Origin of the sequence: Staphylococcus sp. Ze2 (assembly GCF_048568365.1) — a bacterium.
GTDB classification, from domain to species: Bacteria; Bacillota; Bacilli; order Staphylococcales; family Staphylococcaceae; genus Staphylococcus; species Staphylococcus xylosus.
In genome coordinates this window covers 1,057,331-1,084,061 of record NZ_CP183486.1, presented here as the reverse complement: position 1 = coordinate 1,084,061, position 26,731 = coordinate 1,057,331, and the positions used below count along the sequence as shown (strand labels likewise).

Here is a 26,731-nt window from a genome sequence, read left to right as displayed (position 1 = left end):
CCTCCTTTATATTAATCTTCTTTTCTTAAACCTAAACCTAAATCTTCGAGTTTGTATTTAACTTCTTCTAAAGATTTACGACCTAAATTACGTACTTTCATCATATCTGCTTCTGATTTATCTGCTAATTCTTGAACAGAGTTAATGCCTGCACGTTTTAAACAGTTGTAAGAACGCACTGATAAGTCTAATTCTTCAATAGACATTTCAAGTACTTTTTCTTTTTGATCTTCTTCTTTTTCAATCATGATTTCAGCGTTTTGCGCTTCATCAGTTAATCCAACGAAGATATTCAAATGTTCAGTTAGGATTTTTGCAGCTAATGAAACAGATTCTTGTGGTGTGATTGAACCATTTGTCCAAACATCCAAAGTTAACTTATCAAAATCACTGCTTTGACCCACACGCGTATTTTCTACAGTATAGTTAACACGTTCAACTGGTGAATAAAGTGAGTCCACTGGAATTACACCAATTGGTAAATCACTAGTTTTGTTTTGTTCTGCTAATGCGTAACCTCTACCCTTATTAGCAACAAGACGGATTTTTAAATGTCCACCTTTTGATACTGTTGCAATCTTAATCTCAGGATTCAGAATTTCAACATCACTATCATGAGTAATGTCACTTGCAGTTACATCGCCCTCATCTTTAACATCAATTTCTAAAGTTTTGTCTTCTTCAGAATAGATTTTTAATGCAAGTTTTTTGATGTTCATAATAATTGTAGAAACATCTTCAACGACATTATCTATTGCTGAAAATTCGTGTAACACGCCTTCGATTTCAATGTACTTAACGGCTGCACCTGGTAATGAAGATAGTAGGATACGACGTAAGGAGTTTCCTAGTGTAGTACCGTAGCCACGTTCTAGTGGTTCAACAACGAACTTACCGAATTTAGCATCATCACTAATTTCAATTGTTTCAATTCTAGGTTTTTCGATTTCAATCATTTACAATATCCTCCTTGATTACGTCGACTTGATATATACTGTATTTCTCAGTGACCTGCGACAATAACAATAAAATTATACGCGACGACGTTTTGGTGGACGACAACCATTATGTGGTACTGGAGTAACGTCACGAATTGCAGTTACTTCTAATCCAGCTGATTGTAACGCACGAATAGCTGATTCACGACCAGGACCAGGACCTTTTACAGTAACTTCAACAGATTTCAAACCGTGTTCCATTGCTGTTTTTGAAGCTGTTTCAGCTGCCATTTGAGCTGCGAATGGTGTTGATTTTTTTGATCCTTTAAAGCCTAGTGCACCTGCTGATGACCATGATAATGCGTTACCAAATTCATCAGTAATAGTTACTATTGTATTATTGAATGTTGAACGGATGTGAGCCACACCATTTTCAATATTCTTTTTCACTCTACGTTTACGAGATACTTGTTTACGTGCCATTTAAATTTTGCCTCCTTTACCTATTATTTTTTCTTGTTAGCTACAGTTTTAACTGGGCCTTTACGAGTACGAGCATTGTTTTTTGTTTTTTGTCCGCGAACTGGTAATCCACGACGGTGACGGATACCACGGTATGATGAGATTTCCATTAAACGTTTAATGTTTAAGTTTTGCTCACGACGTAAGTCACCTTCTACTTTATAGCTGTCAACTACTTCACGGATACGACCTAATTCATCATCAGTTAAATCTTTAACGCGTGTTTCAGGTGATACGTTAGCTTCTTCAGCAATTTTATTTGCTGTAGTAGTACCGATACCATACACATAAGTTAATGAAATAACAATACGTTTTTCACGTGGAATATCTACTCCTGCAATACGTGCCATAATTAATTACACCTCTCTTTATTAGCCTTGTTTTTGTTTATGTTTTGGGTTGCTACAAATTACCATTACTTTACCTTTACGTTTAATGACTTTACATTTTTCGCAAATTGGTTTTACTGATGGTCTTACTTTCATTTTAATACCTCCCTATATTATGGAGTGACGATCATTTATAACGATACGTAATTCTTCCGCGTGTTAAATCATACGGAGACATTTCAACTGTTACTTTGTCGCCAGGTAGAATACGAATATAATTCATTCTGATCTTACCACTTACATGAGCTAAAATCTCATGACCATTTTCTAATTCTACTTTAAACATTGCATTTGGTAAAGTATCTAATACAGTACCTTCTAATTCAATTACATCTTGTTTAGCCATTAATTAACTTCCCCCTTTTTGAAATAGTTGGTTATCGTCAAAAAATCAACTCTAACCATACGAGTCTATAAGTGTTGTTAATCAGTTTAACAAAATTAAATGAATTACGTTAACGCATGGTCACTCTTATTTAATTATACCTTTAGCATTACATAGACCGTACAAAGTTGACTTTATTTTAAGTTCTCTAAGATATCAATTACGTCTTTAGTTACTACGTTAATATCTCTAGAACCATCAATGTTTTTCAAAACATTTTTATCATCATAGAATTCTAAGATAGGTTTAGATTGTTTAACATTGACATTTAAACGATTTGCAACTGTTTCTGGGTTGTCATCTTCACGTTGATACAATTTACCACCGTCAAGATCACAAATACCATCAACTTTTGGAGGATTGAATACAAGATGATAAGTTGTTCCGCATTTTTCACAGATCCTACGACCAGTAAGGCGGTTCATTAATTCTTCTTCAGGTACCTCTATATTGATAACAGCATCAATTTTTCTATCTAATTCTTGCATAATATTACTTAATGCTTCAGCTTGTTCAATAGTACGAGGAAAGCCGTCAAGTAAGAATCCTTTTTTTGCATCGTCTTCAGATATTCTATCTTTTACGATACCCACAGTAACTTCATCAGGGACTAATTCTCCACGATCCATGTATGATTTAGCTTCTTTACCTAAATCAGTTTCATCTTTAATCGCTTTTCTGAACATGTCGCCAGTAGATATGTGTGGAATTGGGAATTTCTTAACAATTTCACTCGCTTGAGTTCCTTTACCTGCACCAGGTAAACCCATTAAAATGATATTCATAAGTGCCCTCCTACAATTTATCTACCACCAAAGCCTCTATAGTCTTTTTGGCTCACTTGAGCTTCTAGACTCTTCATTGTTTCAATCGCTACACCAATTACAATTAGTAAGCTAGTACCACCAACCTGAATAGATTGAGGTAAACTCATAACTTTAGTTGCAATAATTGGAAGAATCGCAATTACAGCTAAGAATATCGATCCTACAAATGTTAAACGATAGAGAACTCTAGTAATATATAGTTTTGTTTGTTCGCCAGGTCTAATACCTGGGACATAGCTTCCTTGTTTCTTAAGGTTATCAGCCATCTTTTCAGGATTGACTTGAACAAATGCATAGAAATATGCGAATGCAATAATAAGCACCACATATACAATCATACCGATGTTATTTGATGGATTTGCCACGTCAGATATCCGTTGCGCCCAACTAGCGTCAGGGAAGAACAATGTTAAAGTTCTTGGTAACAAGAAGAACGCCATTGCAAAGATAACAGGAATAACCCCTGCAGAGTTAACTTTCAAAGGTAAATATGTTGCTTGTGAACCTAATCGTTGTGTTGATTGTTTCTTCGCATATTGAATTGGAATTTTACGAATAGCTTGTAATACAAATATTGCGCCAACCGTCAATAATATCATGCCAATAATTAATCCAATTACTTTCAACCATGCCATAGAAGTATCATCTTGACCAACAAAGGCCTGTTGATAAAACTGTATTAATGATGAAGGTAATGAAGACAAAATACCTGCGAAGATAATAATGGATATACCATTACCAACACCGAATTGAGTGATTTGTTCACCTAACCAAATTAGGAACGCAGTACCAGCTGTTAATACAACAGCAATTAATAAATAGCTTAAGATTGACTGATCCATGATCAATTGACCTTTAAGATAATTATTAAATTGGAATGCCATTCCAATTGATTGGATAAAAGCAAGTACAATCGCAAAATAACGAGTTACGTTATTAAGTTTCTTTCTACCTGCCTCACCTTGTTTTGCCCACTCTGAAAACTTCGGAATAATATCCATTTGTAATAACTGCATAACAATTGATGCAGTTATATAAGGCATTATACCCATGGCAAAGATAGAAAAGTTCTTCAAGGCTCCGCCACCAAATGTGTTTAACAAGTCAGTGACACCTTGAGAACCTTGTTGACTGTCAAAAGCAGCTGGATTTACACCAGGTGCTGGAATATAAGTACCTATTTTAAAAATAACTAACATTGCGAGAGTAAAAAAGATCTTGTTACGAACTTCTTTAGTTTTAAAGAAATTCACAAGCGTTTCAAACATTAGATCACCTCGTGTGCTCCGCCTTTTGCATCAATAGCTTCTGCTGCAGATGCAGAGAATTTGTTAGCTTTAACAGTTAATTTCTTATCAAGTGAACCGTTACCTAGTACTTTAATACCAGATTTTTCACTCTTAACTACACCAGATTCTACTAATAAAGCAGGAGTTACTTCAGTACCATCTTCAAATTTATTAAGTTGGTCTAAGTTAACAATAGCATATTCTTTACGGTTAATGTTAGTAAAACCTCGTTTTGGTAAGCGACGGAATAATGGTAATTGACCACCTTCGAAGCCTGGTCTTACACTACCACCTGAACGTGCTTTTTGACCTTTTTGTCCACGACCACTAGTTTTACCGTTACCAGTAGCTGCACCACGTCCAACGCGGTTACGAACTTTACGAGAACCTTCTGCCGGTTTTAACTCATGTAATTTCATTTCGGCACCTCCTTAAAATTATTTTTCTTCTACTGTCACTAAGTGACTTACTTTGTTGATTTGCCCACGAATAGCAGGGTTATCTTCAACAACTACTGAAGAGTTTGTTTTTTTCAAACCTAAAGCTTCAACAGTTTTACGTTGTGTTTCTGGACGACCTATAACACTACGAGTGAGGGTAATTTGTAATTTAGCCATAACTTATTTTCCCTCCTTAATTGTATAATTCTTCTACTGATTTGCCACGTAATTTCGCAACTTCTTCAGCATTTTTAAGGTTTTTTAATCCATTGATTGTTGCACGAACCATGTTAATTGGTGTATTTGAACCTAAAGATTTACTTAAGATATCAGTGATACCTGCTAATTCTAATACTGCACGAACAGGGCCACCTGCAATAACACCAGTACCAGGTGCAGCTGGTTTCATAAATACACTGCCTGAACTGAAACGTCCAGTAATTGTGTGAGGTGTAGTACCTTCAACACGTGGAACAACAACTAAATCTTTTTTAGCTGCTTCTACTGCTTTTTTGATTGCTTCTGGTACCTCTTGCGCTTTACCAGTACCGAAACCAACGCGACCGTTTTTATCTCCTACTACAACTAAAGCAGTAAAACGGAAACGACGACCACCTTTTACAACTTTCGCAACACGGTTAATTGTAACAACGCGTTCTTCAAATTCTTTCGCTTCTTCTCTACGAGCCATGTAAATGTCCCTCCTTTAAATTAAAATTCTAAACCATTTTCACGAGCTGCATCTGCTAAGGCTTTAACACGGCCATGGTATAAATATCCTCCACGGTCAAATACAATTGTTTTTACGCCTTTTTCGCTAGCTCTTTTAGCTACAGTTTCGCCAACTTTAGCTGATAAGTCAACTTTTGAACCTGATTCGTTAGCTAAATCTTTTTCTTGAGTTGATGCTTGCGCGATTGTTTTACCATTAACATCATCTATAACTTGTGCATAGATATGCTTGTTTGAACGATAGATATTCAAACGTGGTTTTTCAGCTGTGCCAGCTAATTTACTACGTACACGTGAATGTCTTTTTAAACGCACTTTATTTTTGTCAATTTTGCTGATCATCTTAATTCTCCTTTCTATAGAAAGTTATTTATTATTTACCAGTTTTACCTTCTTTACGGCGAACGTATTCACCTTGGTAACGAATTCCTTTACCTTTATAAGGTTCTGGAGGTCTTACTGAACGAATGTTTGAAGCGATAGCTCCAACTTGTTCTTTAGAAATACCAGCAACTGTAACTGTTGTATTTTTTTCTACACCGAAAGTAATACCGTCATCAGCTTTAATTTCAACTGGGTGAGAGTAACCAACGTTTAAGATTAAGTCATTACCTTGCATTTGAGCACGGTAACCAACACCAACTAATTCAAGTGTTTTTTGGTATCCTTCTTTAACACCTTGTATCATATTACTGATTAAAGCACGAGTTGTACCATGTACTGTTCTATCTTCTTTAGAATCAGTTGGTCTTACAACTTCTAAAGTGCTTTCGTCTTGTTTATATGTCATTCTTTCATTCATTGTTCTTGATAATTCACCTTTAGGACCTTTAACAGTAACTGTGTTACCTTCAACACTTACTGTTACGTCGCTAGGGATGTCAATAATTTTTTTACCAACACGACTCATGTTATCGCACCTCCTTATTATTTATTATTACCAAATGTAACCTAAGATTTCTCCACCGATGTTACGTTTTCTAGCTTCTTTGTCAGTGATAACACCTTCTGAAGTAGAAACTAATGCAATACCTAAACCGTTAAGTACTTTAGGTACTTCGTTAGCTTTAGCATATACACGTAAACCTGGTTTTGAGATACGTTTTAATCCAGTGATAACACGCTCATTATTTTGACCATATTTAAGGAATAAACGGATTACCCCTTGTTTATCGTCTTCAACGTATTCTACGTTTTTAATGAAACCTTCACTTTTTAATATTTCAGCAATTTCTTTTTTAATGTTAGAAGCAGGTAATTCTAATTTATCGTGACGCACCATGTTTGCGTTTCTTACACGAGTTAGCATATCTGCAATTGGATCGTTGATTGTCATTGATTGTTGCCTCCTTTCAGACTATTTTCTATTACCAGCTAGCTTTACGAACGCCAGGGATTTGGCCTTTATAAGCTAATTCACGGAAACAAATACGGCATAATTTAAATTTACGATATACAGAATGTGGACGACCACAGCGTTCACAACGAGTATATTCACGTACTTGGAACTTTTGTTTTTTTTGTTGCTTAGCAACCATTGAAGTTTTAGCCACTTAATTAGCCTCCTTTAGAGATTATTTTTGAAATGGCATACCGAATTGTGTTAACAATTCACGAGCTTCCTCGTCAGTGTTAGCAGTAGTTACGATAACGATATCCATTCCTCGTATTTTACTTACGCGATCATAGTCGATTTCAGGGAAAATTAATTGTTCTTTAACACCTAGAGTGTAGTTACCTCTACCGTCGAATGCAGTTTTTGATACACCACGGAAGTCACGTACACGTGGAAGTGATACAGCGATTAATTTATCTAAAAAGTCATACATTCTTTCTCCACGAAGTGTTACTTTAGCTCCGATAGGCATACCTTCACGTAAACGGAAAGTTGCTACTGATTTTTTAGCTTTTGTAATTAATGGTTTTTGACCAGTGATTGACTGTAATTCTTCTACAGCGTCATCTAATACTTTCGTATTTTGAACAGCGTCACCGACACCCATATTTACTACGATTTTTTCTATTTTTGGAACTTCCATTACTGAACTATAGTCAAATTGTTTCACTAAGTTTTGAGTAACTTCAGAGTTATATTTTTCTTTTAAACGGTTCACAGTGGATCCTCCTTTCAATTAGTTATTAATTATTAGATTTGATTTCTTCGCCAGATTTTTTAGCTACACGAACTTTTTTTCCATCTTCGAATTTATAACCTACTCGAGTTGGTTCATTCGTTTTAGGGTCTAATAATTGTACGTTAGAAACATGGATTGCTGCCTCTGTTTCTAAGATTCCACCTTCAGGGTTAAATTGAGTTGGTTTTTGGTGCTTTTTGATAATATTGACACCTTCCACAACGACACGGTCTTTTTTAGGTTCAGTTGAAACAACTTTACCTTCTTTACCTTTGTCTTTACCTGCGATAACTTTAACGTTGTCACCTTTTTTGATATGCATGTGTGGCACCTCCTTAAATTTATATATTTATAAATGTTTTTATTAAAGTACTTCTGGAGCTAATGATACAATTTTCATGAAGTTTCCTTCACGTAATTCACGAGCAACAGGTCCAAAAATACGAGTACCACGTGGGCCTTTGTCATCACGAATGATAACACATGCATTTTCATCGAACTTAATATATGAACCATCATTACGGCGTACGCCTGATTTAGTACGTACAACAACAGCTTTTACTACTTCACCTTTTTTGACAACGCCACCTGGTGTAGCATTTTTAACACTTACTACGATAACATCACCAATATTAGCTGTTTTACGACCAGATCCACCTAATACTTTAATTGTAAGAACTTCACGTGCACCAGAGTTATCTGCTACTTTTAATCGTGTTTCTTGTTGGATCATGAGTTAAACCTCCTTTATCTTCACTATTTAATTAAATAATTACTGATTCTTCAACAATTTCTACCAAACGGAAACGTTTAGTTGCTGATAAAGGACGAGTCTCTTGTATCTTAACTGTGTCCCCTAATTTAGCTGAGTTGTTTTCATCATGAGTTTTGTATTTTTTAGAGTATTTTACTCGTTTACCATATAACTTGTGCGTTTTGTATGTTTCAACAAGTACAGTTATCGTTTTATCCATTTTATCGGAAACGACTCTACCTACATAAACTTTACGATCATTTCTTTCGCTCACTTTAGTAACCTCCTCTTTCAATTGAATTATTGATTCGCTTTACCTTGTTCAATTTCTCTTTCACGAGCAACAGTTTTTAGACGTGCAATCGTTTTTCTTACTGTGCGAATACGTGCAGTTTCCTCTAATTGACCTGTAGCTAACTGAAAGCGTAGGTTAAAAAGCTCTTCTTTTGAAGATTTAATTTGCTCTTCGATTTCTGAAGTGGTTAAGTCTCTAATTTCCTTAGCTTTCATTTGTTTCACCACCCAATTCTTCACGTTTTACAAACTTAGTTTTAACTGGAAGTTTGTGACTTGCTAAACGTAATGCTTCACGCGCAACTTCTTCGTTAACGCCTGCGATTTCAAATAAAATTCTACCTGGTTTTGCTACTGCAATCCAACCTTCTACTGCACCTTTACCAGCACCCATACGTACTTCTAAAGGTTTTTTAGTGTAAGGTGTATGTGGGAAGATTTTAATCCAAACTTTCCCGCCACGTTTCATATAACGTGTCATTGCAATACGAGCTGATTCGATTTGACGAGATGTGATCCAAGAAGTTGTAGTTGCTTGTAAACCATACTCACCAAATGTTACATAATTACCGCCTTTTGAACGACCAGTTGTTTTAGGACGATGTTGACGACGATATTTTACACGTTTTGGTAGTAACATTATTATTTTCCTCCTTCACTAGTGTTCTTAGTAGGAAGAACTTCTCCACGATAGATCCATACTTTGACACCTAACTTACCGTAAGTAGTGTCTGCTTCTGCATGTGCGTAACCAATGTCAGCACGTAGAGTATGAAGTGGAACAGTTCCTTCTGAATATTGTTCAGCACGAGCGATGTCAGCTCCAGCTAGACGACCTGAAACTTGTGTTTTGATACCTTTAGCACCAAGTTTCATTGCTCTTGTAATTGCTTGTTTTTGTACACGACGGAATGAAGCACGGTTTTCTAATTGACGTGCAATGTTTTCTGCAACAAGTTTAGCATCTAAATCAACTTTTTTGATTTCGATAACATTGATGTGTACTTTTTTGTTAGTTAATGAATTTAATTTATTACGTAATTTTTCAATTTCTGAACCGCCTTTACCGATTACCATACCTGGTTTACCAGTATGAATAGCGATGTTGATACGATTCGCAGCACGTTCGATTTCAACGTGAGAAACTGATGCTTCTGTTAACGCGTTATCAATATACTTACGGATTTTTAAATCTTCGTGTAATAGTGAAGCGAAGTCTTTTTCTGCATACCATTTAGCTTCCCAATCACGGATTACACCAACACGAAGTCCGATTGGATTAATTTTTTGACCCAAAGTGTTCCCTCCTTAAAAAATGTATTAAGCTTCTTTAGCTTCTTCTTTACCGTCACTTACGACGATTGTAATATGGCTTGTACGTTTGTTGATCGCACTTGCACGGCCTTGTGCACGTGGACGGAAACGTTTTAATGTTGGTCCTTCATTAGCATAAGCTTCTTTAACTACTAATTCATCAGTGTTCATGTCGTAGTTATGTTCAGCATTTGCTAAAGCGGACATTAATAATTTTTCAACTACTGGTGATGAAGCTTTGTTCTTTAATTTTAAAATCGCAATAGCTTCTCCAGCATTTTTGCCTCTTATTAGATCTAATACTAATCTAACTTTACGAGGTGCGATTCTTATTGTTTTAGCAACCGCTTTTGCTTCCATTGGAATTTCCTCCTCTACCTGTTAGAAATTATCTTCTAGTTTTTTTGTCGTCTGCAACGTGTCCTTTGAATGTACGAGTTGGTGCGAATTCTCCTAATTTATGACCAACCATATCTTCAGTTACGAATACAGGTACGTGTTTACGTCCGTCATATACAGCGAATGTATGTCCGATAAATTCAGGGAATATAGTTGAACGACGTGACCAAGTTTTGATTACTTGTTTTTTCTCGCTTCCGCTTTGAGCCTCAACTTTTTTCTTTAGATGATCGTCAGCGAAAGGTCCTTTTTTAATACTACGAGCCATAGTGGCGCCTCCCTTCTTATTGTGTGCGTGCGGCTTTTAAGCCACACACGCAAATAAGTCATTTTTATTTTTTCTTACGTCCACGAACGATAAGTTTGTCAGATGATTTTTTACCACGACGAGTTTTCTTACCAAGCGTAGGTTTACCCCAAGGTGACATTGGAGATGGTCTACCGATAGGTGCACGACCTTCACCACCACCGTGTGGGTGATCGTTAGGGTTCATTACAGAACCACGAACTGTTGGGCGAATGCCTTTCCATCTAGAACGTCCTGCTTTACCAACGTTTACAAGTTCATGTTGGATGTTACCAACTTGTCCAATTGTAGCACGGCAAGTTGAAAGAATCATACGTACTTCGCCAGATCTTAATCTGATTAATACATATTTACCTTCTTTACCAAGTACTTGTGCACTAGCACCAGCTGAACGAGCAATTTGTCCACCTTTACCAGGTTTTAACTCGATGTTGTGGATTACAGTACCTACTGGAATGAATTGTAATGGTAATGCATTACCTAATTTAATGTCTGCTTCTTCACCGCTTTCAAGAACTTGACCTACTTTTAGGTTTTTTGGAGCGATGATATAGCGTTTTTCACCATCAGCATAAACTAATAATGCAATGTTAGCTGAACGGTTTGGATCATATTGGATTGAATCAACTTTAGCGTTGATACCATCTTTATTACGTTTGAAATCAATAACACGGTATTGACGTTTATGTCCTCCACCATGATGGCGAACTGTCAATTTACCTTGGTTATTTCGTCCCGCTTTTTTCGGTAGCGGTTGTAATAATGACTTTTCAGGTGTAGTTTTCGTAATTTCAGCGAAATCTAAACTAGTCATATTACGACGACCATTAGTAATTGGCTTATATTTTTTTAGAGCCATTGTCGTTTACCTCCTTATTGGTAATCTTTTTTTAGTTGAATAGATCGATTGATCCTTCTTTTAATTTAACGATTGCTACACGTCTCTTGTTTGTATAGCCTTGGTAACGGCCCATACGTTTTTTCTTTGGTTTGTAGTTAATGATGTTTACATTATCAACTTTAACGTCAAAGATTTCTTCAACAGCGATTTTAACTTGTGTTTTATTAGCACGAGTATCAACGTCGAATGTGTATTTATCTTCAGCCATTGCAGCAGAAGATTTTTCAGTGATTACGGGGCGCTTAAGAACGTCTCTTGCTTCCATTATCCGAGCACCTCCTCAACTTTTTTAGCAGCTGCTTCTGTAATTACTACACTGTCAGCGCTTGTGATATCTAGAACGTTTAAACCTTGAGCTGTAGTAACTTGTACACCAGGAATGTTACGTGCTGATAAAGCAACGTTTACATCTTCTGATTCTGTAACTACTAATACTTTTTTAGGTTGTTCTAAATTAGAAAGTACAGTTTTGAACTCTTTTGTTTTTGGAGCATCTAAGTTTAATGCATCTACAACAGTTAAACCTTTTTCTTGTACTTTGAAAGATAATGCTGAGCGTAATGCTAAACGACGCATTTTCTTAGGCATTTTGTATGAGTAACTTCTTGGTGTTGGTCCGAATACGACACCACCACCACGCCATTGTGGAGCACGGATTGTACCTTGACGCGCACGTCCTGTACCTTTTTGTCTCCATGGTTTACGTCCACCACCACGTACTGCTGAACGATTCTTAACAGCATGTGTACCTTGGCGTAATGAAGCACGTTGTAAGTTAATCGCTTCAAAAAGAACATTGTTGTTTGGTTCGATTGCAAATACTGCATCGCTTAGTTCAACTGAACCTGATTTAGATCCATCTACTTTTAATACATCATAATTAGCCATTATGCAATTCCTCCTTTCGTATTATATTATTTATTACCTTTGATTGATGTTGTGATTTCTACAAAACCTTTTTTAGGACCAGGTACATTACCTTTTACTAAAATAACATTGTTTTCAGCATCAATTTGAACTACTTCTAAGTTTTGAACTGTTACAGTGTTACCGCCCATACGTCCAGGCATTTTTTGTCCTTTAAAGACTCTTGAAGCGTCTGATGCCATACCTACAGAACCTGGGGCTCTGTGGAAATGAGAACCATGTGACATTGGACCACGTGCTTGATTATGACGTTTAATGGCACCTTGGAAACCTTTACCTTTAGATACGCCTGTTACATCAATTACGTCTCCAGCTTCAAATGTATCAACTGAGACTTCTTGACCTACTTCGTATTCATCAACGTTAACGTTTCTGAATTCACGAATGAAGCGCTTAGGTGCTGTGCCTGCTTTTTTAGCATGGCCTTCAGCTGGTTTATTTGCATATTTATTACTTTTGCTATCTTTTTTGTAAGCTTGTTTATCTTCGTAGCCTACTTGAATAGCGTTGTATCCATCGATCTCTTCAGATTTCTTTTGTAATACAACGTTTTGGCTTGCTTCTACTACTGTTACAGGGATTAAATCACCGTTTTCTCCGAAAACTTGTGTCATCCCGATTTTTCTTCCTAAGATTCCTTTGGTCATCGAAAGTCCACCTCCTAATTTTTTCTATTATAATTTGATTTCGATGTCTACGCCAGATGGTAAGTTTAAGCCCATAAGAGCATCAACTGTTTTTGGTGTAGGGTTAACAATATCGATTAAACGTTTATGAGTACGTTGTTCGAACTGCTCACGTGAATCTTTGTACTTATGCACGGCACGAATTACAGTGTAAACTGATCTTTCAGTCGGTAACGGAATTGGTCCAGAAACATCTGCACCAGAACGTTTTGCTGTTTCAACAATTTTTTCTGCTGATTGATCGATTACTCGATGGTCATAAGCTTTTAATCTGATTCTGATTTTTTGTTTTGCCATAATTTTCCCTCCTTATTCGTCTACATTTAAGTGATAGACTTCTCCACGAAAACTATCTCACACAGCGCCATGGCAAAGCGGCCGGGTGTGTCAGTAACCTTTCGCTTCATCGCGTGTTCTTAAAGTCCAACATTAGATATGATACATGATAAACAGTGATTTATCAAGCTTTTCTATAAAAGTTTTTAAAACTTTTGTCTAACACATACTTTGTTATTGTACTTGATTAAGTATTTCACTTCAACCTATTTCCTAATATTTCTATTGTAATATTTAAATTTCTATAATTTTACATTTTCTTATTGTTATTCTATTTTAATTATTTCCTATATAATAGATAGATATAAAGATTTAAGTTAGGTGGTGAAATGAAATGAAAAGTGCAATTCGCACTACTCTTTTAATATTAAGTATTATTTTGATAATTAGCGAGTTAGTTTACGGTATTCCTTTTCTTGGAGGCAGTATCATTCTTAGTTTAGGTTGGCAACCGTTACTGATAAGTATGTTGCTCTATTTTATAATGATGGTTATTTTAATTGTAGATAAGCAAAACGCAATTAAACCGATGATGTTTATCCCTTTATTGGGTATTGTAGGTAACATTATTGCCTTTGTACCTGTTGTCGGTATGGTAGTACATTGGATATTATTCTTCTTAATGGTATTTTTTGTCTTCATCTTATTATCCACACCACTTTATGTTCCTAATAAGAATTCTAAAGTTATTTATACTGAAGACAGACGAAATAGTTAGTCATTATAAATAGCAAGTATTAATATAGATAGTTTTTTATTCTATATAATGAAGAAACCTAATTTCGCTACTTGTTAACTACTACAAATTAATTTCTAATATTACCTTTATTTTTTACTATATGTAATTTAAAAGCGCACATTGAACTAAGTCAGACGACAAAGACAATGTGCGCTTCTTTATATTTTTATTACCCGTGAACAAATATGAAATACAGGATGAATAATATCATTAGTGCATACATGATTGGATGCACTTCTTTATGACGTTTTGAAATAAGCATCGTAATTGGATAGAAAATAAATCCACATGCAATACCAGTAGCAATTGAATATGATAAAGGCATCATTATAATTGTTACAAAAGCAGGTACTGCTACTTCAAATTTCTTCCAATCTATTTCTGCAAAGTTTGCTGCCATTAATACACCAACTACAACTAATGCTGGCGTGGTAACAGCACTTGTTACTACTTCCATTAAAGGACTAAAGAATATCGCTAGTAAGAAACAGAACCCGGTTATGACACTTGCAAAACCTGTTCTAGCTCCAACTGCAACTCCTGAACTTGATTCAATATAAGATGTTGTTGTCGTTGTACCGAATATTGCACCAACAATTGTTGCTAGTGAATCTGAGAACAGTGCACGTCCTGCTCTTGGAAGCTTATTATCTTTCATTATGCCTGCTTGTGTAGCGACAGCGACAAGTGTACCTGCAGTATCAAAGAAATCAATAAACAGGAACGTTAATATTACAATTAAGAATTGCACTGTAAGTAATTGACTTGGATCTTTAAATGCTTCAAATGCTGCACCAAAAGTCGGCTCTATGCTTGGTACATGCCCTACAATAGCACTTGGCGTATGTATAAGGCCTGTAATCATACCTACAATAGCTGTTAGTGCCATACCAATAAATATCGCTCCAGGTACTCTTAAAGCATACAATATAACAGTAGCTATAATACCAAATATCGTTAATAAGACTGATCCATCAGTAATATGTCCTAACGTTACTAATGTTGAATCGTTATTTACAATTATTCCAGAACTCTGCAAACCTACAAAAGTTATGAAAAGACCGATCCCTGCAGATACAGCCATTTTCATCTGATAAGGAATAGCATTTATAATTATTTCCCTGAGCCCGGTCATTGTTAGAAATGCAAAGACTATTCCAGAAAATAGAACGCCTGTCAAACCAATTTGCCATGGTATACCCATAGTTAGTACAACTGTAAATGCAAAGAATGCATTTAAGCCCATACCTGGCGCTAGTCCAATTGGATACCTTGCTATTAAGCCCATGAATAATGAACCTACAAATGCCGCCAGAGCTGTAGCTACAAAGATTGCACCTTGATCCATTTTCATATTCTCAGACACGCCATCAACGCCTGCTAAACTTAGTACTTGAGGGTTAACAGCTAATATATATGCCATCGACAAGAAAGTTGTAAGCCCACCAAGTATCTCTCTCTTATAGTTTGTTTCGTGTTTATCAAACTTGAAATACTTTTTCACGGTTAGTTCTCCTTTTTTTAAAATACCTACATATTCTAATACCAAACGAACTTTTTTACAATAGCAAACACGAACCTTACTTTATTTTTTATACTATTTGTTCGATTAATCTAGAACTTTAGTCCCTTTAATGCGTCTTGGAATGGGTTATTTTCTAATCCTTCATTATTACCCATGTATTTTTTCAAATCTTTTTTATTCACTTTGTCTGACTTTTTATTTTTATGTCGCTTATCCATTTGGGCTTGTGTTTCTGTATGGCCACATACACAACGATATACGGCATCTTTACCTCTCCCAAATAGCGTCATTTTCTTGTGACAATTTGGACAACGGGCATTTGTTTTTCTTTGTACATTTTTCTTTGTCTTACATTGCGGATCTTGACAGACTAACATTTGACCATTTTTTGTTTTCACTTTAATCATAAACTTGCCACATGTTGGACATTCTGTTGTTGTTAAATTATCATGTTTATAATTCTGGTCACTCTCTTTAATTTCAGATACAACATCATTCGTAAATGACTTCATTTCAGTTATAAATTTACTTGCATCATATTTACCTTGTTCTATAAGCGTTAACTTTTCTTCCCATTCTGCAGTTAACAATGGCGAAGTTAGTTTCTGTGGTGCTAATTCTAATATTTGCTTTCCTTTTGATGTGATTTTTATTTTACCATCTCTAGATTCAATCGCGTTCATATTAAAGAGTTTATCTATGATATCCGCTCTTGTAGCAACTGTACCAATACCACCTGTTTCTTTTAATGTCTGATTATGTTTTTTATCTGTTAAATTAAAGAATTTTTGAGGACTTTCCATCGCTTTAAGCAATGTACCTTCATTAAAGTATGGTGGTGGTGTCGTCTCATGTTGATTGATTTGTACTTTACTAATGTTTAGTTTTGCACCTTTTTGCAATTGCTCCATTTGATCATTTACTTTGTCTTTGTCTTCAAATATTTCTTTAAAACCTAATTTAGTAGTTACTTTGTCTTTAAAAGTAAATGCATAGCCATTAATATACAATTCTATTGAAACAGCCTCGTATTCGTGTGGAGACATAAGATTTTCTAGATACCTTTGTGCAATCATCATATATATTTTCGATTCTCTCTGACTTAATTGACTCATGTCTGGTCGTACTTCAGTAGGAATGATCGCGTGATGATCTGAAACCTTGCTATTATTCACAAACTTTTGCTTAGCTGAGAAAGTTTGCGACATTTGCCTCTTGGCAAGATCTTTTAATGAAGTTGCCATAATTGCTTGCAGTCTATCTTTCAAAGTATCTACCATATCATCGGTTAGATAATTAGAATCAGTACGCGGGTACGTAACCAATTTATGACGTTCATATAATGTTTGTAGCGTATTCAATGTCTCTTTAGGTCCTAAGTGGAAACGTTTATATGCATCTTGCTGAAGATCAGTCAGACTATATAATTGTTGAGGGTAAGCTTTTTTATGTGATTTATTTATTGTTTCTATTTGAGCTGTACAGTCTTTAATTTTATCTTCTATGCTTTCAAAAACTGATTTATCTTCATGAGACTGTGGCTTAGTACATTGAAAAGTTAATCCTCCTGCATCAATTGACATTGTATAGTATGTCTTCGGTTCAAACTGTTTAATCTCATTCTGTCTCATTTGGACTAACTGTATTGTTGGTGTTTGAACTCGTCCTAGTGACAATTGCGCATCATACTTAGTAGTTAATGCTCTAGTAGCATTAATACCTACAATCCAATCTGCTTCACTTCTCGCTAACGCAGCATAGTATAAATTATTGAACTTCCGTCCATCTTGAAGTTTGCTAAAACCGTCTCTAATTGCTTTTTGAGTTACTGAACTAATCCATAAACGCTTTATCGGCTTTTTATTGTGAGATTTATCTAAAATCAAACGCGCTACTAGTTCGCCCTCTCTTCCAGCATCGGTTGCAATAATAATATCTTTCACATTTTTATTATTAATCAATGACTGAACAGTCGAGAATTGTTTTCTAGTCTTACTAATCACAACTGTCTTCATTTTATTTGGTATGATTGGTAAATCATTAAGTCTCCATTCTTTATAATTCTTATCATATTGTTCTGGTGTTGCATTAGTTACAAGGTGACCTAATGCCCATGTGACAATATATTGATTATTTTCAAAGTAGCCATTACGTTTTTCGTTGATATTAAGCGTATTTGCAATGTCTCTACCTACTGAAGGTTTCTCAGCTATAATTAATGATTTCATAATTTCGCCCTTTCAAATTCAATATAATATACATTGTAACATGTCTGTAGCACATCAAAACTTCCATTTATTCAAAAAAGTTCTTATAATTAACTTAAGCGATCATTCTATGGAGGTATTGTTATGAAAATTATTCAGTTAAATAATTATGATCAAATTGTAAAGTTTATTAATAACGCTGATTACCATATCGCATCTTATCTATATAAATTACCACAAGCACACGAAAATGTTGAAGCTACCATAAAACAAGCTATAGACGATCCTGGTGTATTTGCTCAAATCAATGAAGAAAATGAAATCGTCATGCTTATCTTCGCATTTAAATATGAAGATAATAAGTATAAAGTTATTGGACCTTTCATTGATAAAGATAAAAAATTAACTACTGAGTCATTTAAAGTTTTATTTGAAGCTATGGCGCAAAGCAAACCTGACACAGCGACCTTTAATTTTTCCTTTGAAGAAAACGAACAAAATTATTCATCTTTTATGAAATCAATCCAATCATCATATAGTTTCACAGACTATCATTTAATATCAACACAGGACATTGGTACTGTCGATAATATCCAAAACATAACAGACTATCATCCAGCTTATTATCGTACCTTCAAAAAGTTACATGAGCACACATTTAAACACGATGTAATGACCGCTGACGAAATTGTTAATTCATTGGATGAGCAACATAAACTTTTTGTTTTTATGTCTGAAGGTCTTCTAAAAGGCTACTTATACTTACAAATATATGAAAATACTAAAAATGCTGAAATTAAGTATTTTTCTTCTCATACAGACTATAGATTTATGGGAATCGCATTTGATTTATTATCACACGCATTAAACTTTGCATTTTCTAATTATGATATAAATAAAACATATTTCAAAATCAGAAATAAAAACCACACACTAGTAGAACGATTTAATGAATTAGGTTTTTATATTAATTATGAATATAAGAAATTCAAATACGTTGCTGCTCATCTCTAAAATATATTACTTAAAATTATATTAAGACATTTTGATTTCGAAAAAAGAGGGTAATAAACCACTATTACTCTCTTTTTACATTTTAATTATAAAAAAATATTGCAAATTATAAACTAATACTTTTACTAAAATAATAGTTTGCTTTAGAATGAATGTTTGTAAACAATTGTTGGTGATTGTTTTAAGGGGAGAAAAACAAATAGAGAGTGAGTGAGTAAAAGTATGGATTTATTAATTGCTTTATTACCTGCGTTATTCTGGGGTAGTGTAGTTTTAATTAATGTTCTTGTAGGTGGAGGTCCTTATAATCAGATTAGAGGGACAACTTTTGGTGCATTAATCATCGGTATTATCTTATTACTTACAGGTAATGCTAAATTTGATGATCTTACTATCATTATTGTCGGTTTAATTTCTGGTGCATTCTGGGCATTAGGCCAAGGATATCAATTAAAATCTGTAAGTCTTATAGGTGTTTCAAAAACAATGCCTATTTCAACAGGATTACAGTTAGTTGGTACAACGTTATTTAGTGCCATTTTCTTAGGTGAATGGAGCACAGGCGTGCAAGTTACATTAGGTCTTGTCGCTATGGTATTACTTGTTATTGGTATTGCGTTAACATCTATTAAAGGTAAAAATGAAGCATCAGAAAGTACTAAAAACTTTGGTAAAGCGATGCCTATCCTTTTAATATCTACTGTAGGTTATGTTGTCTACGTAGTAGTAGCACAAATATTCGGCGTAGATGGAATGAATGCTTTATTCTTCCAATCTATAGGTATGGCTATTGGTGGTTTAATACTATCAGCTAAACATGAAACATCAGTTAAAAGTACACTATGGAATTTAATACCAGGTGTTGTTTGGGGTATCGGTAACTTATTTATGTTCTACTCACAACCAAAAGTTGGTGTAGCGACTAGTTTCTCATTTTCACAACTATTAGTTATTGTATCTACACTCGGCGGTATTTTCCTATTAGGCGAGAAAAAAGACAAACGTCAGATGATTGGTATTTGGGCTGGTATCGTACTTATCGTTATTGCAGCCTTTGTACTCGGAAATATTAAAGCATAATTATAATTAAGAGATATGACCATGCTTTAAATTGTTACTAATTAAGGAGGAGTTTGAATATGTTCACAGATTTAGAAGGTAAAGTAGTAGTTATCACAGGTGGTAGTAGCGGCATTGGTAAAGCAATGGTTGAACAATTTGGTAAAGAAAAAGCTAAAGTTGTTATTAACTATCTTTCAGAAAGTTCATTAGACGATGTAGCTGAATCTATCAAATTAATTGAGGATGCAGGCGGACAAGCAATTAAAGTGCATGCAGACGTATCAAAAGAAGAAGACGTAAATAATTTAATTAAAGCTGCAGTTGACACATTTGGAACATTAGATATTCTTATAAATAATGCTGGTTTTGAAAAACCAATTCCAACTCATGAGATGCCTTTAGAAGAATGGCAAAAAGTTATTGATATCAACTTAACTGGTGCATTCATTGGTTCAAAAGCTGCAGTTAATCAATTCCTTAAAGAAGATAAAAAAGGTATCATTCTTAATACATCAAGTGTACATGATAGAATCCCTTGGCCAAACTATGTAAACTACGCTGCTAGTAAAGGTGGCTTAAAATTAATGATGGAAACAATGTCAATGGAGTACGCTCAACATGGCATCCGCATTAACAATATCTCACCTGGTGCTATCGTAACTGAACATACAAGAGAGAAATTCTCTGACCCAGAAACACGTGCTGAGACATTAGAAATGATTCCAGCAAAAGAAATTGGTGAAGCTGATCAAGTTGCAAATGTTGCACGCTTCTTATGTTCAGATTTAGCTGACTACATTCACGGTACTACAATCTATGTAGACGGCGGCATGACAAACTATCCAGCGTTTATGGGCGGTAAAGGATAACTTATATTTATTAATTAGACTTATCCCTGTTTAATGATAAATCATTTGTTACGCTCATTTACGCAGAGAATGTTTTACAAACGATATTGCTGTCATACCCTGATAGTAATATCTAAATTAATTGAGACATATATTTGTGTCCCAATACTATGGCCTACAAGAATATTTGAGCTAAAGCTTATATGTTCTTGCGGGCCATTAAATTTACTATCATGATTAAAGTGCTTAAGACATTTGTGGAATGTCCTGAGTACTTTTTTCTTTATACAGATATGGATTGTTAAATTAATCTTAACTGTACCTTTTCTCTCCCCCTTTTCAATTAATTAGCCAAATAAGAAATGGAATAAAAAAGCAATTTATGTAAAATAGTTAATCATCCCTTCCAACAAAGATGACTAGATTGTTATAGGTGAAAATGTTCACCTGAGATAATACTTATTTATAGATTAAGGCTGAGACAATCAATTTGCCCCAGCCTTAATCTATACTTTGTTATTAAATTATTCATTACAAACGTTTATACAAATAACGCTTGATAAATATACAGAATGACAATACTAATTACAATTGTTAAATTCGTAACCATGCCTACCAACGGTAAAGTTTTATACTTGAATTGTATTGAGTAAGGTATGATAGCTACACCAACAGGTAATAACCAGGCAACTTGTAAAGTTGTTTTGATCATCTCATCGTCTACTGGTAAAAAGAAATGTACTAATAAACCAGCAATTATACCTAAACCATAATGTATAGCTAAATATTTGAGTGCAATAGGTAAAAATCTCTTATCAATACTGAAATTTAACATCAGACCTAGTAAGATCATTGATAATGGCATATTAGCCCCTGATAACACAGAGAAAAAATCAATTACTGGATCTGGAAAATGAATATCAAGCATATTTAAAATAAACATTATGATATAAGTCATAAGTGGCACTGATTTGAGCAAGTTTTTTCCTAAATATTTAAAGTCGAAACTATCTCCGGCGCTACTAAAATAGCTGCCGACAAAATAAGTTACACCAAACATGATAATTGCCCCACCTATATCAGCCATACCAAAATATATCATTCCCGTTTGTGGCCATATCGCTTCAACAAGCGGATACGCAAACAAGCCTATATTCAATGAAGCCATCATCATACCAGTCGCACCACGAATCTGGTTATCATATTTTATAAATAACCAGACAACAATAATTTTGGCAAGAATACCATAAATAATCATCATTATTGGTAAAATTGAAAGTGATAAATCAAGTTCTGCACCATTCAAATTAACTATTACTAGCGAAGGCAATGTGACATTTAATACTAAGGTAGAGAATACTTGGCTATCGTTCGCCTTAAAATAATTAATCCTCTTTAATGTATAACCCAATGCAATCAGTATAATAATTATGATAAATTGTTGAGTCACAATAATCCTTCTTTCATTACATTATTTCGTTTTCAATCCATTTTCATACTTTAACATAAATGTTAGCTATTTTAGAAGCTTTCGATTTCATGTTATAATTCTAGTCAATCTCATGTAGCCTAATGCTATAATAATAAGGAGTGACTAGCAATGAATTTAAATGATAAATTAGCAGAACTAAAATATGATTATGTCAGATTACAAGGCGATTTAGAAAAAAGAGAATCCGTCAATCAAGATGTTGATCCATTGGTTAGACAACTTGAAGATATAGAAGAAGAAATTGCATCTGTGCGTTCAGAAATTAGTCGAAAAGATCATAAATAACATCCTAGTCAATTTATTTTTTACATGCTAAGATTAATAGCGAATATAGAAAGGATGTTAACCTATGCAACTATATCTTATCTTATTACCAATACTTTATCTAATTGTGAGTTACATAAGCATATTTAAAATGAATACAATCATCACTCGTATTTTACGTATAATTATGGCTCTATTATTACTATTTGTAGTAGCAATTACAACACTTTCCTTCCCTGCAATCAACTGGTGGGTATTTATCTTACTCTTACTTTTAGTTGGTAACGTGGAAATTACAAGTTTCAAAAGTGGTAAAAAAGACCAAAAGGCGGTTCAAATTTTAAATATTATTACAATTATCATATTTGTAATATACGTTATTTTAACTTTAGTATTATATTAATATAATACTGGAATACTTATACAAACGCGAGACCACAATCAATGCAACAGTATTGATTGTGGTCTCGTCTTTTTTATATGAATTAAATAATTATGAGCAGAAACAACTTCTATTAAGATGATTTTATACTATTAGCTGATCGTTATTAAATATACTTATATTTATAAAAATCCGAGACACATATTTATGCCTCGGACTGTCCCTATATTTATTCAAGCTATTTCTTTTTGCGTGTTACTTTATCTTTTAATGTAAATAATATTTCGTAAATAACTGGAACGACTATCAGTGTTAATAGTGTAGAAGATATCAATCCTCCAACAACAGTTGCTGCCATGCCTTTAGAAATAATGATTGAACTACCTTCACCAAATAGCATTGGCACGAGTGCACCTATTGTAGCTAATGCTGTCATTAAAATTGGTCTTATACGTGTTCCACCAGCCTCTAATAGTGCATCTTTCATTTCTAGTCCTTGCTTTTGTTTATTAATCACTCTATCTATTAACACAATAGCATTAGTAACTACGATACCTATCAACATCAACATACCAATCATGCTTGGTACAGAGATTGTTTCTCCTGTAATCACTAACGCGAGAACTACGCCAATTACTGTATATGGTAAAGAGAATAATATAGTGAAGGGTGCAAGCGCCCCTTTAAATGTCAATACAAGTACTAAATAAACTACGATAATAGCTGCTAACATTGCGAAGGCTAATTGAGTAATGGCATTTCCAATATCTTCATTCGCGCCTCCAACGTTTATTTTCACATTCGTAGGCGTATCAAGGTTGTTCACTTTAGATAATACCTTTTGAGATGTACCGCCCACATCGTCATTCGTTACTTTAGCTGAAACGGTAGCAGTATAATCACCTGCTTTTGTTTCGATCTTATTCGGCGTTTTAGTTTGTTCTAATGTTGCAATATCACTTAACTCTATAGCTTGCCCCATCGGTGTTTGTAATTCTGTACTTTCTAACTTCTCTTTCGACCAATCTGTTTTTTTATCTTCCTTAATCTTCACATCAATAGATTTACCTTTTTCTTTGACGGTAGTCACACTTTGTTCAGGTGTATTTTGATTGAGGATCATCGCCAATTGCGCCGCTGACAAGCCATATTTAGCTGCTTCATTTTGATCAACTTTAATATTGTATTGGTCATACGTCTGCGTTAAATCAGATTTGACATTCGCCATACCTTTAACGCCTTTCATCTCATCTTCAACTTTATTAACTGTGCCTTTTATAGCTTCAAGTGTTGGTCCTGTAACTGAAACTTCTAACTTATTATTACTACCACCTGTACCCATGTCTTGATTTGCCCAATCACCTGGATGCTTATATTTTTCTAGGTGTTGTAATACTTTATCGGGCTCTTCCTCAAAATTTGGTGTATCTGAATCGTATTCTACCATAATAGCCATACTGTTTGAGCTTCCGGTTGGATCAGTTGGTGATGCACCGCCAACAGAGTATTGTACAGTTTTCACTTTATCTTTTTTATTTAGATATTTTTGGACTTGTTCCGCGTGATTTAACACACCTTTTTCTGTTTCCCCTGGCTTAGGCGTGTAGGTTAATGCCATGAACTTATCTTCACCTGTAGAAATAAAGCTAGTTCCTAATTTAGCTGCGCCTAACCCTATACTTGATATTAAAATGATTGTACTAACTAGGATGACAATCCATTTGTGATTTAAAGACCATTTTAAAATTACTTTGTATTTTTCACCGATAAATCCTAAAGACTCTTCTTTATGATGTTTTACGCCCTTTTTAAAAAGTGTAGCACTTAAAGCAGGCACGATTGTAATAGAAACAAGTAATGATGCTAATAGACTAAATGCTATCGCTAATGCGAAGGGCCTAAACATTTCACCAACAGATCCAGTAACGAACGCTAAAGGTAAGAATACAATAATCGTTACGATTGTAGATGACATGATTGGCTTAAACACTTCACTCGTTGCGCTTACAATTAATCGATCTCCTGTCAATGATTCATTTCGATCTGATAATCTCCGATAGATATTTTCTACTACTACAATTGAATCATCTATGACACGCCCAATTGCAACCGTCAATGCACCTAATGTTAAAATATTTAGTGATACATCAGATAATTTCAAAGCAATCATCGCTATTAAAATAGACATCGGTATTGAAACAACAGCTATTGCAGTTGTTCTAATATTCCTTAAGAATAATAGTATGACGATAATTGCCACAATCGTACCTAATATCGCTTTTTCAATCATTGTATACAGTGCGTCTTCAATAGGTTTTGCTGTATCCATTACTTTTGTAGCAACCATATCTGGGTTGTCTTTAATAAGTTTATCAATTTCTTTCTTCGTATCTTTTGCTACTTGAACTGTATTTGCATCTTGCGCTTTTGTTATCTGAACATTTACAGCATCTTTACCATTAGTTTTAGATATAGACTCGCGTTCATCCCCAGCTGTTACATCAGCGATATCTTTTAATTTAACTGAAGGTATCTCGGCCCCATCAGTTTGGCTACTTGTTGACGAATCGCCAGATTGCGACTGAGCGTCAAGCGAACCTTGCGACTCACTTTGTCCTTTAGATTCTTGCATCGTTGCATCGCTTGATTCACCGTTAGATTGCGACTGAGCGCCTGAGTTTGCACCTGCAGAAAGTGGTATATTTAAGTTTTTAAGTGCGTCTACAGATGTGAATTCACCATCAATAACCACGGATTTTTCTGTGTTATTAAATTGGAATAATCCCAGTGGTGTTTCACTTGTAGCACTTTTTAAATATTGTTCGACACTATCTTTTGTTAAACCACTGCTCTCAAGTTTATCTTGATTAAATTTAATAGAAACTTCACGAGATGTTTGTCCATTTAGTTGTGCATTCTGTACACCATCTATTGTTTGTAGTTTCGGTATTAATTGATGATTAATTTTATTAGTTGTATCTTTTAAGTTATTATCTTTAGTCGTAAATGAATATGCTACGATTGGAAAGGCATCCATAGAATTTCTTGAAAGTTCAGGTTCTTCAACACCCTCAGCAAATTTAATTTTATCAATTTCTTTTTTTAAATCATTTTCTGCTTTATCCAGGTCTACACTTTCTTCATATTCTACTGTAACCATAGAAGCATTTTGTATAGATTGTGCTGTGACATTTTTTACATTAGCCATCGATCTAACTTGATCATCAATTTTGTCACTAACGTCCTCTTTAACTGTTTCTGGTGTGGCACCAGGCATAGAAGTTTGTACTGTAATCATTGGAGATTCTACATCTGGTAATAATTCTAGTTTCATTTTGGTACTAGCATATAAGCCGCCTAGAATAACTAATAGCACCATTAGAAATATGGCAAATTTGTTCCCTAGTGAAAACTGTAACAGTTTTTTTATCATATTGTTTCCCCACTCTCACTTCTTAAATATCGTATATTTCATTGTAATAACAAACATTTCCCTTTTTGCCGCATTAACATTAATTAATATAAATAACAGTAAAATATGTATACATAAATAGCGCACGTTATATAGTTTATTAAATTAATTCTAAAACTTTATAACGTGCATTCATTTGAATTTAGATTAC

38 protein-coding genes are annotated in these 26,731 nt (G+C 34.5%); 6 read left to right on the top strand and 32 right to left on the bottom strand.

Features of this window, described 5'->3' with window-relative positions; all coding sequences use genetic code 11:
* Positions 1-11 precede the first annotated feature (11 nt).
* The 28 genes from ACM591_RS04765 to rpsJ form a co-directional block, all read right to left on the bottom strand.
* Entirely contained in the window at positions 12-956 is a 945-nt protein-coding gene (locus ACM591_RS04765) for a DNA-directed RNA polymerase subunit alpha (RefSeq protein WP_017722939.1), read from the bottom strand.
* Positions 957-1,031: 75 nt separating this feature from the next.
* Entirely contained in the window at positions 1,032-1,421 is a 390-nt protein-coding gene (gene rpsK, locus ACM591_RS04760; protein WP_029378524.1) for a 30S ribosomal protein S11, read from the bottom strand.
* Positions 1,422-1,444: 23 nt separating this feature from the next.
* Complete coding sequence (gene rpsM, locus ACM591_RS04755) at positions 1,445-1,810, bottom strand: 30S ribosomal protein S13 (protein ID WP_029378523.1); 366 nt, start codon at positions 1,808-1,810, stop codon at positions 1,445-1,447.
* A 21-nt stretch (positions 1,811-1,831) separates the two neighbouring features.
* Positions 1,832-1,945: a 50S ribosomal protein L36 gene (rpmJ, locus tag ACM591_RS04750; RefSeq protein ID WP_002471372.1), complete on the bottom strand. Its 114-nt coding sequence runs from the start codon at positions 1,943-1,945 to the stop codon at positions 1,832-1,834.
* 31 nt (positions 1,946-1,976) lie between these two features.
* On the bottom strand, positions 1,977-2,195 hold the full coding sequence (gene infA / locus ACM591_RS04745; RefSeq protein ID WP_001118443.1) for a translation initiation factor IF-1: 219 nt from the start codon (positions 2,193-2,195) through the stop codon (positions 1,977-1,979).
* Positions 2,196-2,368: 173 nt separating this feature from the next.
* Positions 2,369-3,019, bottom strand: coding sequence for an adenylate kinase (locus ACM591_RS04740; RefSeq protein ID WP_029378522.1), 651 nt, complete (start codon positions 3,017-3,019; stop codon positions 2,369-2,371).
* Between the two features lie 17 nt (positions 3,020-3,036).
* Positions 3,037-4,329, bottom strand: coding sequence for a preprotein translocase subunit SecY (gene secY / locus ACM591_RS04735; protein ID WP_029378521.1), 1,293 nt, complete (start codon positions 4,327-4,329; stop codon positions 3,037-3,039).
* Positions 4,329-4,769 (bottom strand): 50S ribosomal protein L15, encoded by a 441-nt coding sequence (gene rplO, locus ACM591_RS04730; protein ID WP_017722936.1) that lies wholly within the window; start codon positions 4,767-4,769, stop codon positions 4,329-4,331. Before rplO ends, secY begins: the two co-directional genes overlap by 1 nt.
* Positions 4,770-4,787: 18 nt before the next feature.
* A complete protein-coding gene (gene rpmD, locus ACM591_RS04725) occupies positions 4,788-4,967 on the bottom strand; it encodes a 50S ribosomal protein L30 (RefSeq protein WP_002482630.1) in 180 nt (59 codons plus the stop codon).
* 16 nt (positions 4,968-4,983) lie between these two features.
* Positions 4,984-5,481 (bottom strand): 30S ribosomal protein S5, encoded by a 498-nt coding sequence (rpsE, locus tag ACM591_RS04720; RefSeq protein WP_029378520.1) that lies wholly within the window; start codon positions 5,479-5,481, stop codon positions 4,984-4,986.
* A gap of 20 nt (positions 5,482-5,501) precedes the next feature.
* Entirely contained in the window at positions 5,502-5,864 is a 363-nt protein-coding gene (gene rplR, locus ACM591_RS04715) for a 50S ribosomal protein L18 (protein WP_017722934.1), read from the bottom strand.
* Positions 5,865-5,895: 31 nt separating this feature from the next.
* Positions 5,896-6,432 carry a 50S ribosomal protein L6 gene (gene rplF, locus ACM591_RS04710; protein ID WP_029378519.1) on the bottom strand — a complete coding sequence of 179 codons (537 nt, stop codon included), beginning with the start codon at positions 6,430-6,432 and terminating at the stop codon, positions 5,896-5,898.
* Between the two features lie 27 nt (positions 6,433-6,459).
* Positions 6,460-6,858, bottom strand: a complete 399-nt coding sequence (gene rpsH, locus ACM591_RS04705) for a 30S ribosomal protein S8 (RefSeq protein ID WP_017722932.1) — start codon at positions 6,856-6,858, stop codon at positions 6,460-6,462.
* A 31-nt stretch (positions 6,859-6,889) separates the two neighbouring features.
* On the bottom strand, positions 6,890-7,075 hold the full coding sequence (locus ACM591_RS04700; RefSeq protein WP_002482625.1) for a type Z 30S ribosomal protein S14: 186 nt from the start codon (positions 7,073-7,075) through the stop codon (positions 6,890-6,892).
* Between the two features lie 21 nt (positions 7,076-7,096).
* Positions 7,097-7,636, bottom strand: a complete 540-nt coding sequence (gene rplE, locus ACM591_RS04695; protein ID WP_017722931.1) for a 50S ribosomal protein L5 — start codon at positions 7,634-7,636, stop codon at positions 7,097-7,099.
* Between the two features lie 25 nt (positions 7,637-7,661).
* Positions 7,662-7,979: a 50S ribosomal protein L24 gene (rplX, locus tag ACM591_RS04690; RefSeq protein ID WP_017722930.1), complete on the bottom strand. Its 318-nt coding sequence runs from the start codon at positions 7,977-7,979 to the stop codon at positions 7,662-7,664.
* A gap of 42 nt (positions 7,980-8,021) precedes the next feature.
* Positions 8,022-8,390 (bottom strand): 50S ribosomal protein L14, encoded by a 369-nt coding sequence (gene rplN / locus ACM591_RS04685; protein ID WP_002482622.1) that lies wholly within the window; start codon positions 8,388-8,390, stop codon positions 8,022-8,024.
* Positions 8,391-8,421: 31 nt separating this feature from the next.
* Positions 8,422-8,685 (bottom strand): 30S ribosomal protein S17, encoded by a 264-nt coding sequence (gene rpsQ, locus ACM591_RS04680; protein ID WP_002482621.1) that lies wholly within the window; start codon positions 8,683-8,685, stop codon positions 8,422-8,424.
* Positions 8,686-8,711: 26 nt separating this feature from the next.
* Positions 8,712-8,921 carry a 50S ribosomal protein L29 gene (gene rpmC, locus ACM591_RS04675; RefSeq protein ID WP_002482620.1) on the bottom strand — a complete coding sequence of 70 codons (210 nt, stop codon included), beginning with the start codon at positions 8,919-8,921 and terminating at the stop codon, positions 8,712-8,714.
* Entirely contained in the window at positions 8,911-9,345 is a 435-nt protein-coding gene (gene rplP, locus ACM591_RS04670; protein WP_017722929.1) for a 50S ribosomal protein L16, read from the bottom strand. The genes rpmC and rplP overlap by 11 nt, the downstream gene beginning before the upstream one ends.
* 2 nt (positions 9,346-9,347) lie before the next feature.
* On the bottom strand, positions 9,348-10,001 hold the full coding sequence (rpsC, locus tag ACM591_RS04665; RefSeq protein ID WP_017722928.1) for a 30S ribosomal protein S3: 654 nt from the start codon (positions 9,999-10,001) through the stop codon (positions 9,348-9,350).
* Positions 10,002-10,025: 24 nt separating this feature from the next.
* The gene (gene rplV / locus ACM591_RS04660) at positions 10,026-10,379 is read right to left on the bottom strand and encodes a 50S ribosomal protein L22 (RefSeq protein ID WP_017722927.1); all 354 of its coding nucleotides are present in this window, start codon (positions 10,377-10,379) and stop codon (positions 10,026-10,028) included.
* A 28-nt stretch (positions 10,380-10,407) separates the two neighbouring features.
* The gene (gene rpsS, locus ACM591_RS04655; protein WP_017722926.1) at positions 10,408-10,686 is read right to left on the bottom strand and encodes a 30S ribosomal protein S19; all 279 of its coding nucleotides are present in this window, start codon (positions 10,684-10,686) and stop codon (positions 10,408-10,410) included.
* A gap of 64 nt (positions 10,687-10,750) precedes the next feature.
* Positions 10,751-11,584 (bottom strand): 50S ribosomal protein L2, encoded by an 834-nt coding sequence (gene rplB / locus ACM591_RS04650; RefSeq protein ID WP_017722925.1) that lies wholly within the window; start codon positions 11,582-11,584, stop codon positions 10,751-10,753.
* A 31-nt stretch (positions 11,585-11,615) separates the two neighbouring features.
* Positions 11,616-11,891, bottom strand: coding sequence for a 50S ribosomal protein L23 (gene rplW / locus ACM591_RS04645; protein WP_002482614.1), 276 nt, complete (start codon positions 11,889-11,891; stop codon positions 11,616-11,618).
* Complete coding sequence (rplD, locus tag ACM591_RS04640) at positions 11,891-12,514, bottom strand: 50S ribosomal protein L4 (RefSeq protein WP_029378518.1); 624 nt, start codon at positions 12,512-12,514, stop codon at positions 11,891-11,893. The genes rplW and rplD overlap by 1 nt, the downstream gene beginning before the upstream one ends.
* A gap of 26 nt (positions 12,515-12,540) precedes the next feature.
* A complete protein-coding gene (gene rplC, locus ACM591_RS04635) occupies positions 12,541-13,200 on the bottom strand; it encodes a 50S ribosomal protein L3 (protein ID WP_017722923.1) in 660 nt (219 codons plus the stop codon).
* Between the two features lie 27 nt (positions 13,201-13,227).
* Positions 13,228-13,536, bottom strand: a complete 309-nt coding sequence (gene rpsJ, locus ACM591_RS04630; RefSeq protein ID WP_002482611.1) for a 30S ribosomal protein S10 — start codon at positions 13,534-13,536, stop codon at positions 13,228-13,230.
* Between the two features lie 373 nt (positions 13,537-13,909).
* Here rpsJ and ACM591_RS04625 point away from each other — a divergent pair, with 373 nt between their 5' ends.
* Positions 13,910-14,293 (top strand): hypothetical protein, encoded by a 384-nt coding sequence (locus tag ACM591_RS04625; protein WP_418354440.1) that lies wholly within the window; start codon positions 13,910-13,912, stop codon positions 14,291-14,293.
* A gap of 190 nt (positions 14,294-14,483) precedes the next feature.
* Here ACM591_RS04625 and ACM591_RS04620 read toward each other — a convergent pair whose 3' ends face one another.
* Both ACM591_RS04620 and ACM591_RS04615 read right to left on the bottom strand, forming a co-directional pair.
* Positions 14,484-15,818 carry an NCS2 family permease gene (locus ACM591_RS04620; protein ID WP_186335556.1) on the bottom strand — a complete coding sequence of 445 codons (1,335 nt, stop codon included), beginning with the start codon at positions 15,816-15,818 and terminating at the stop codon, positions 14,484-14,486.
* 110 nt (positions 15,819-15,928) lie between these two features.
* Positions 15,929-18,067, bottom strand: a complete 2,139-nt coding sequence (locus tag ACM591_RS04615; RefSeq protein WP_058625602.1) for a DNA topoisomerase III — start codon at positions 18,065-18,067, stop codon at positions 15,929-15,931.
* 123 nt (positions 18,068-18,190) lie between these two features.
* Between ACM591_RS04615 and ACM591_RS04610 the strand changes: the two genes are divergently transcribed.
* The 3 genes from ACM591_RS04610 to ACM591_RS04600 all read left to right on the top strand — a co-directional run bounded on the left by ACM591_RS04610 (position 18,191) and on the right by ACM591_RS04600 (position 20,991).
* The gene (locus ACM591_RS04610; RefSeq protein WP_029378514.1) at positions 18,191-19,060 is read left to right on the top strand and encodes a GNAT family N-acetyltransferase; all 870 of its coding nucleotides are present in this window, start codon (positions 18,191-18,193) and stop codon (positions 19,058-19,060) included.
* Positions 19,061-19,282: 222 nt separating this feature from the next.
* Positions 19,283-20,140, top strand: a complete 858-nt coding sequence (locus tag ACM591_RS04605) for a RhaT/GlcU family sugar-proton symporter (RefSeq protein WP_029378513.1) — start codon at positions 19,283-19,285, stop codon at positions 20,138-20,140.
* A gap of 59 nt (positions 20,141-20,199) precedes the next feature.
* A complete protein-coding gene (locus ACM591_RS04600) occupies positions 20,200-20,991 on the top strand; it encodes a glucose 1-dehydrogenase (RefSeq protein ID WP_029378512.1) in 792 nt (263 codons plus the stop codon).
* Positions 20,992-21,511: 520 nt separating this feature from the next.
* Here ACM591_RS04600 and ACM591_RS04595 read toward each other — a convergent pair.
* Positions 21,512-22,420 carry an AEC family transporter gene (locus ACM591_RS04595; RefSeq protein WP_029378511.1) on the bottom strand — a complete coding sequence of 303 codons (909 nt, stop codon included), beginning with the start codon at positions 22,418-22,420 and terminating at the stop codon, positions 21,512-21,514.
* Between the two features lie 150 nt (positions 22,421-22,570).
* On the opposite strand from ACM591_RS04595, the gene ACM591_RS04590 reads away from it, so the two are divergent.
* Both ACM591_RS04590 and mspA read left to right on the top strand, forming a co-directional pair.
* Positions 22,571-22,747, top strand: a complete 177-nt coding sequence (locus ACM591_RS04590; RefSeq protein WP_099265842.1) for an SE1832 family protein — start codon at positions 22,571-22,573, stop codon at positions 22,745-22,747.
* A gap of 64 nt (positions 22,748-22,811) precedes the next feature.
* Positions 22,812-23,129 carry a membrane stabilizing protein MspA gene (gene mspA / locus ACM591_RS04585; RefSeq protein WP_017722914.1) on the top strand — a complete coding sequence of 106 codons (318 nt, stop codon included), beginning with the start codon at positions 22,812-22,814 and terminating at the stop codon, positions 23,127-23,129.
* Positions 23,130-23,346: 217 nt separating this feature from the next.
* Here the strand turns inward: mspA and ACM591_RS04580 are convergent, their stop codons facing one another.
* The gene (locus tag ACM591_RS04580) at positions 23,347-26,541 is read right to left on the bottom strand and encodes an efflux RND transporter permease subunit (RefSeq protein ID WP_326026628.1); all 3,195 of its coding nucleotides are present in this window, start codon (positions 26,539-26,541) and stop codon (positions 23,347-23,349) included.
* Positions 26,542-26,731: the final 190 nt, after the last annotated feature.

Excerpts from the sequence above, each read along its gene's own strand:
- rplD (WP_029378518.1), bottom strand. The coding sequence starts at position 12,514 with ATGGCTAATTATGATGTATTAAAAGTAGATGGATCTAAATCAGGTTCA.
- ACM591_RS04765 (WP_017722939.1), bottom strand. The coding sequence starts at position 956 with ATGATTGAAATCGAAAAACCTAGAATTGAAACAATTGAAATTAGTGAT.
- rpsH (WP_017722932.1), bottom strand. The coding sequence starts at position 6,858 with ATGACAATCAACGATCCAATTGCAGATATGCTAACTCGTGTAAGAAAC.
- ACM591_RS04615 (WP_058625602.1), bottom strand. The coding sequence starts at position 18,067 with ATGAAATCATTAATTATAGCTGAGAAACCTTCAGTAGGTAGAGACATT.
- ACM591_RS04610 (WP_029378514.1), top strand. The coding sequence starts at position 18,191 with ATGAAAATTATTCAGTTAAATAATTATGATCAAATTGTAAAGTTTATT.
- rpsK (WP_029378524.1), bottom strand. The coding sequence starts at position 1,421 with ATGGCACGTAAACAAGTATCTCGTAAACGTAGAGTGAAAAAGAATATT.
- rplN (WP_002482622.1), bottom strand. The coding sequence starts at position 8,390 with ATGATCCAACAAGAAACACGATTAAAAGTAGCAGATAACTCTGGTGCA.
- secY (WP_029378521.1), bottom strand. The coding sequence starts at position 4,329 with ATGTTTGAAACGCTTGTGAATTTCTTTAAAACTAAAGAAGTTCGTAAC.
- rpsM (WP_029378523.1), bottom strand. The coding sequence starts at position 1,810 with ATGGCACGTATTGCAGGAGTAGATATTCCACGTGAAAAACGTATTGTT.
- ACM591_RS04580 (WP_326026628.1), bottom strand. The coding sequence starts at position 26,541 with ATGATAAAAAAACTGTTACAGTTTTCACTAGGGAACAAATTTGCCATA.
- rplV (WP_017722927.1), bottom strand. The coding sequence starts at position 10,379 with ATGGAAGCAAAAGCGGTTGCTAAAACAATAAGAATCGCACCTCGTAAA.
- ACM591_RS04605 (WP_029378513.1), top strand. The coding sequence starts at position 19,283 with ATGGATTTATTAATTGCTTTATTACCTGCGTTATTCTGGGGTAGTGTA.
- rpsS (WP_017722926.1), bottom strand. The coding sequence starts at position 10,686 with ATGGCTCGTAGTATTAAAAAAGGACCTTTCGCTGACGATCATCTAAAG.
- ACM591_RS04600 (WP_029378512.1), top strand. The coding sequence starts at position 20,200 with ATGTTCACAGATTTAGAAGGTAAAGTAGTAGTTATCACAGGTGGTAGT.
- rpmC (WP_002482620.1), bottom strand. The coding sequence starts at position 8,921 with ATGAAAGCTAAGGAAATTAGAGACTTAACCACTTCAGAAATCGAAGAG.
- ACM591_RS04740 (WP_029378522.1), bottom strand. The coding sequence starts at position 3,019 with ATGAATATCATTTTAATGGGTTTACCTGGTGCAGGTAAAGGAACTCAA.
- rpmJ (WP_002471372.1), bottom strand. The coding sequence starts at position 1,945 with ATGAAAGTAAGACCATCAGTAAAACCAATTTGCGAAAAATGTAAAGTC.
- rpsE (WP_029378520.1), bottom strand. The coding sequence starts at position 5,481 with ATGGCTCGTAGAGAAGAAGCGAAAGAATTTGAAGAACGCGTTGTTACA.
- rplR (WP_017722934.1), bottom strand. The coding sequence starts at position 5,864 with ATGATCAGCAAAATTGACAAAAATAAAGTGCGTTTAAAAAGACATTCA.
- rpsJ (WP_002482611.1), bottom strand. The coding sequence starts at position 13,536 with ATGGCAAAACAAAAAATCAGAATCAGATTAAAAGCTTATGACCATCGA.
- rplP (WP_017722929.1), bottom strand. The coding sequence starts at position 9,345 with ATGTTACTACCAAAACGTGTAAAATATCGTCGTCAACATCGTCCTAAA.
- rpmD (WP_002482630.1), bottom strand. The coding sequence starts at position 4,967 with ATGGCTAAATTACAAATTACCCTCACTCGTAGTGTTATAGGTCGTCCA.
- ACM591_RS04625 (WP_418354440.1), top strand. The coding sequence starts at position 13,910 with ATGAAAAGTGCAATTCGCACTACTCTTTTAATATTAAGTATTATTTTG.
- rplB (WP_017722925.1), bottom strand. The coding sequence starts at position 11,584 with ATGGCTCTAAAAAAATATAAGCCAATTACTAATGGTCGTCGTAATATG.
- ACM591_RS04590 (WP_099265842.1), top strand. The coding sequence starts at position 22,571 with ATGAATTTAAATGATAAATTAGCAGAACTAAAATATGATTATGTCAGA.
- rplX (WP_017722930.1), bottom strand. The coding sequence starts at position 7,979 with ATGCATATCAAAAAAGGTGACAACGTTAAAGTTATCGCAGGTAAAGAC.
- rplW (WP_002482614.1), bottom strand. The coding sequence starts at position 11,891 with ATGGAAGCAAGAGACGTTCTTAAGCGCCCCGTAATCACTGAAAAATCT.
- rplC (WP_017722923.1), bottom strand. The coding sequence starts at position 13,200 with ATGACCAAAGGAATCTTAGGAAGAAAAATCGGGATGACACAAGTTTTC.
- rplF (WP_029378519.1), bottom strand. The coding sequence starts at position 6,432 with ATGAGTCGTGTTGGTAAAAAAATTATTGACATCCCTAGCGACGTAACA.
- rplO (WP_017722936.1), bottom strand. The coding sequence starts at position 4,769 with ATGAAATTACATGAGTTAAAACCGGCAGAAGGTTCTCGTAAAGTTCGT.
- infA (WP_001118443.1), bottom strand. The coding sequence starts at position 2,195 with ATGGCTAAACAAGATGTAATTGAATTAGAAGGTACTGTATTAGATACT.
- mspA (WP_017722914.1), top strand. The coding sequence starts at position 22,812 with ATGCAACTATATCTTATCTTATTACCAATACTTTATCTAATTGTGAGT.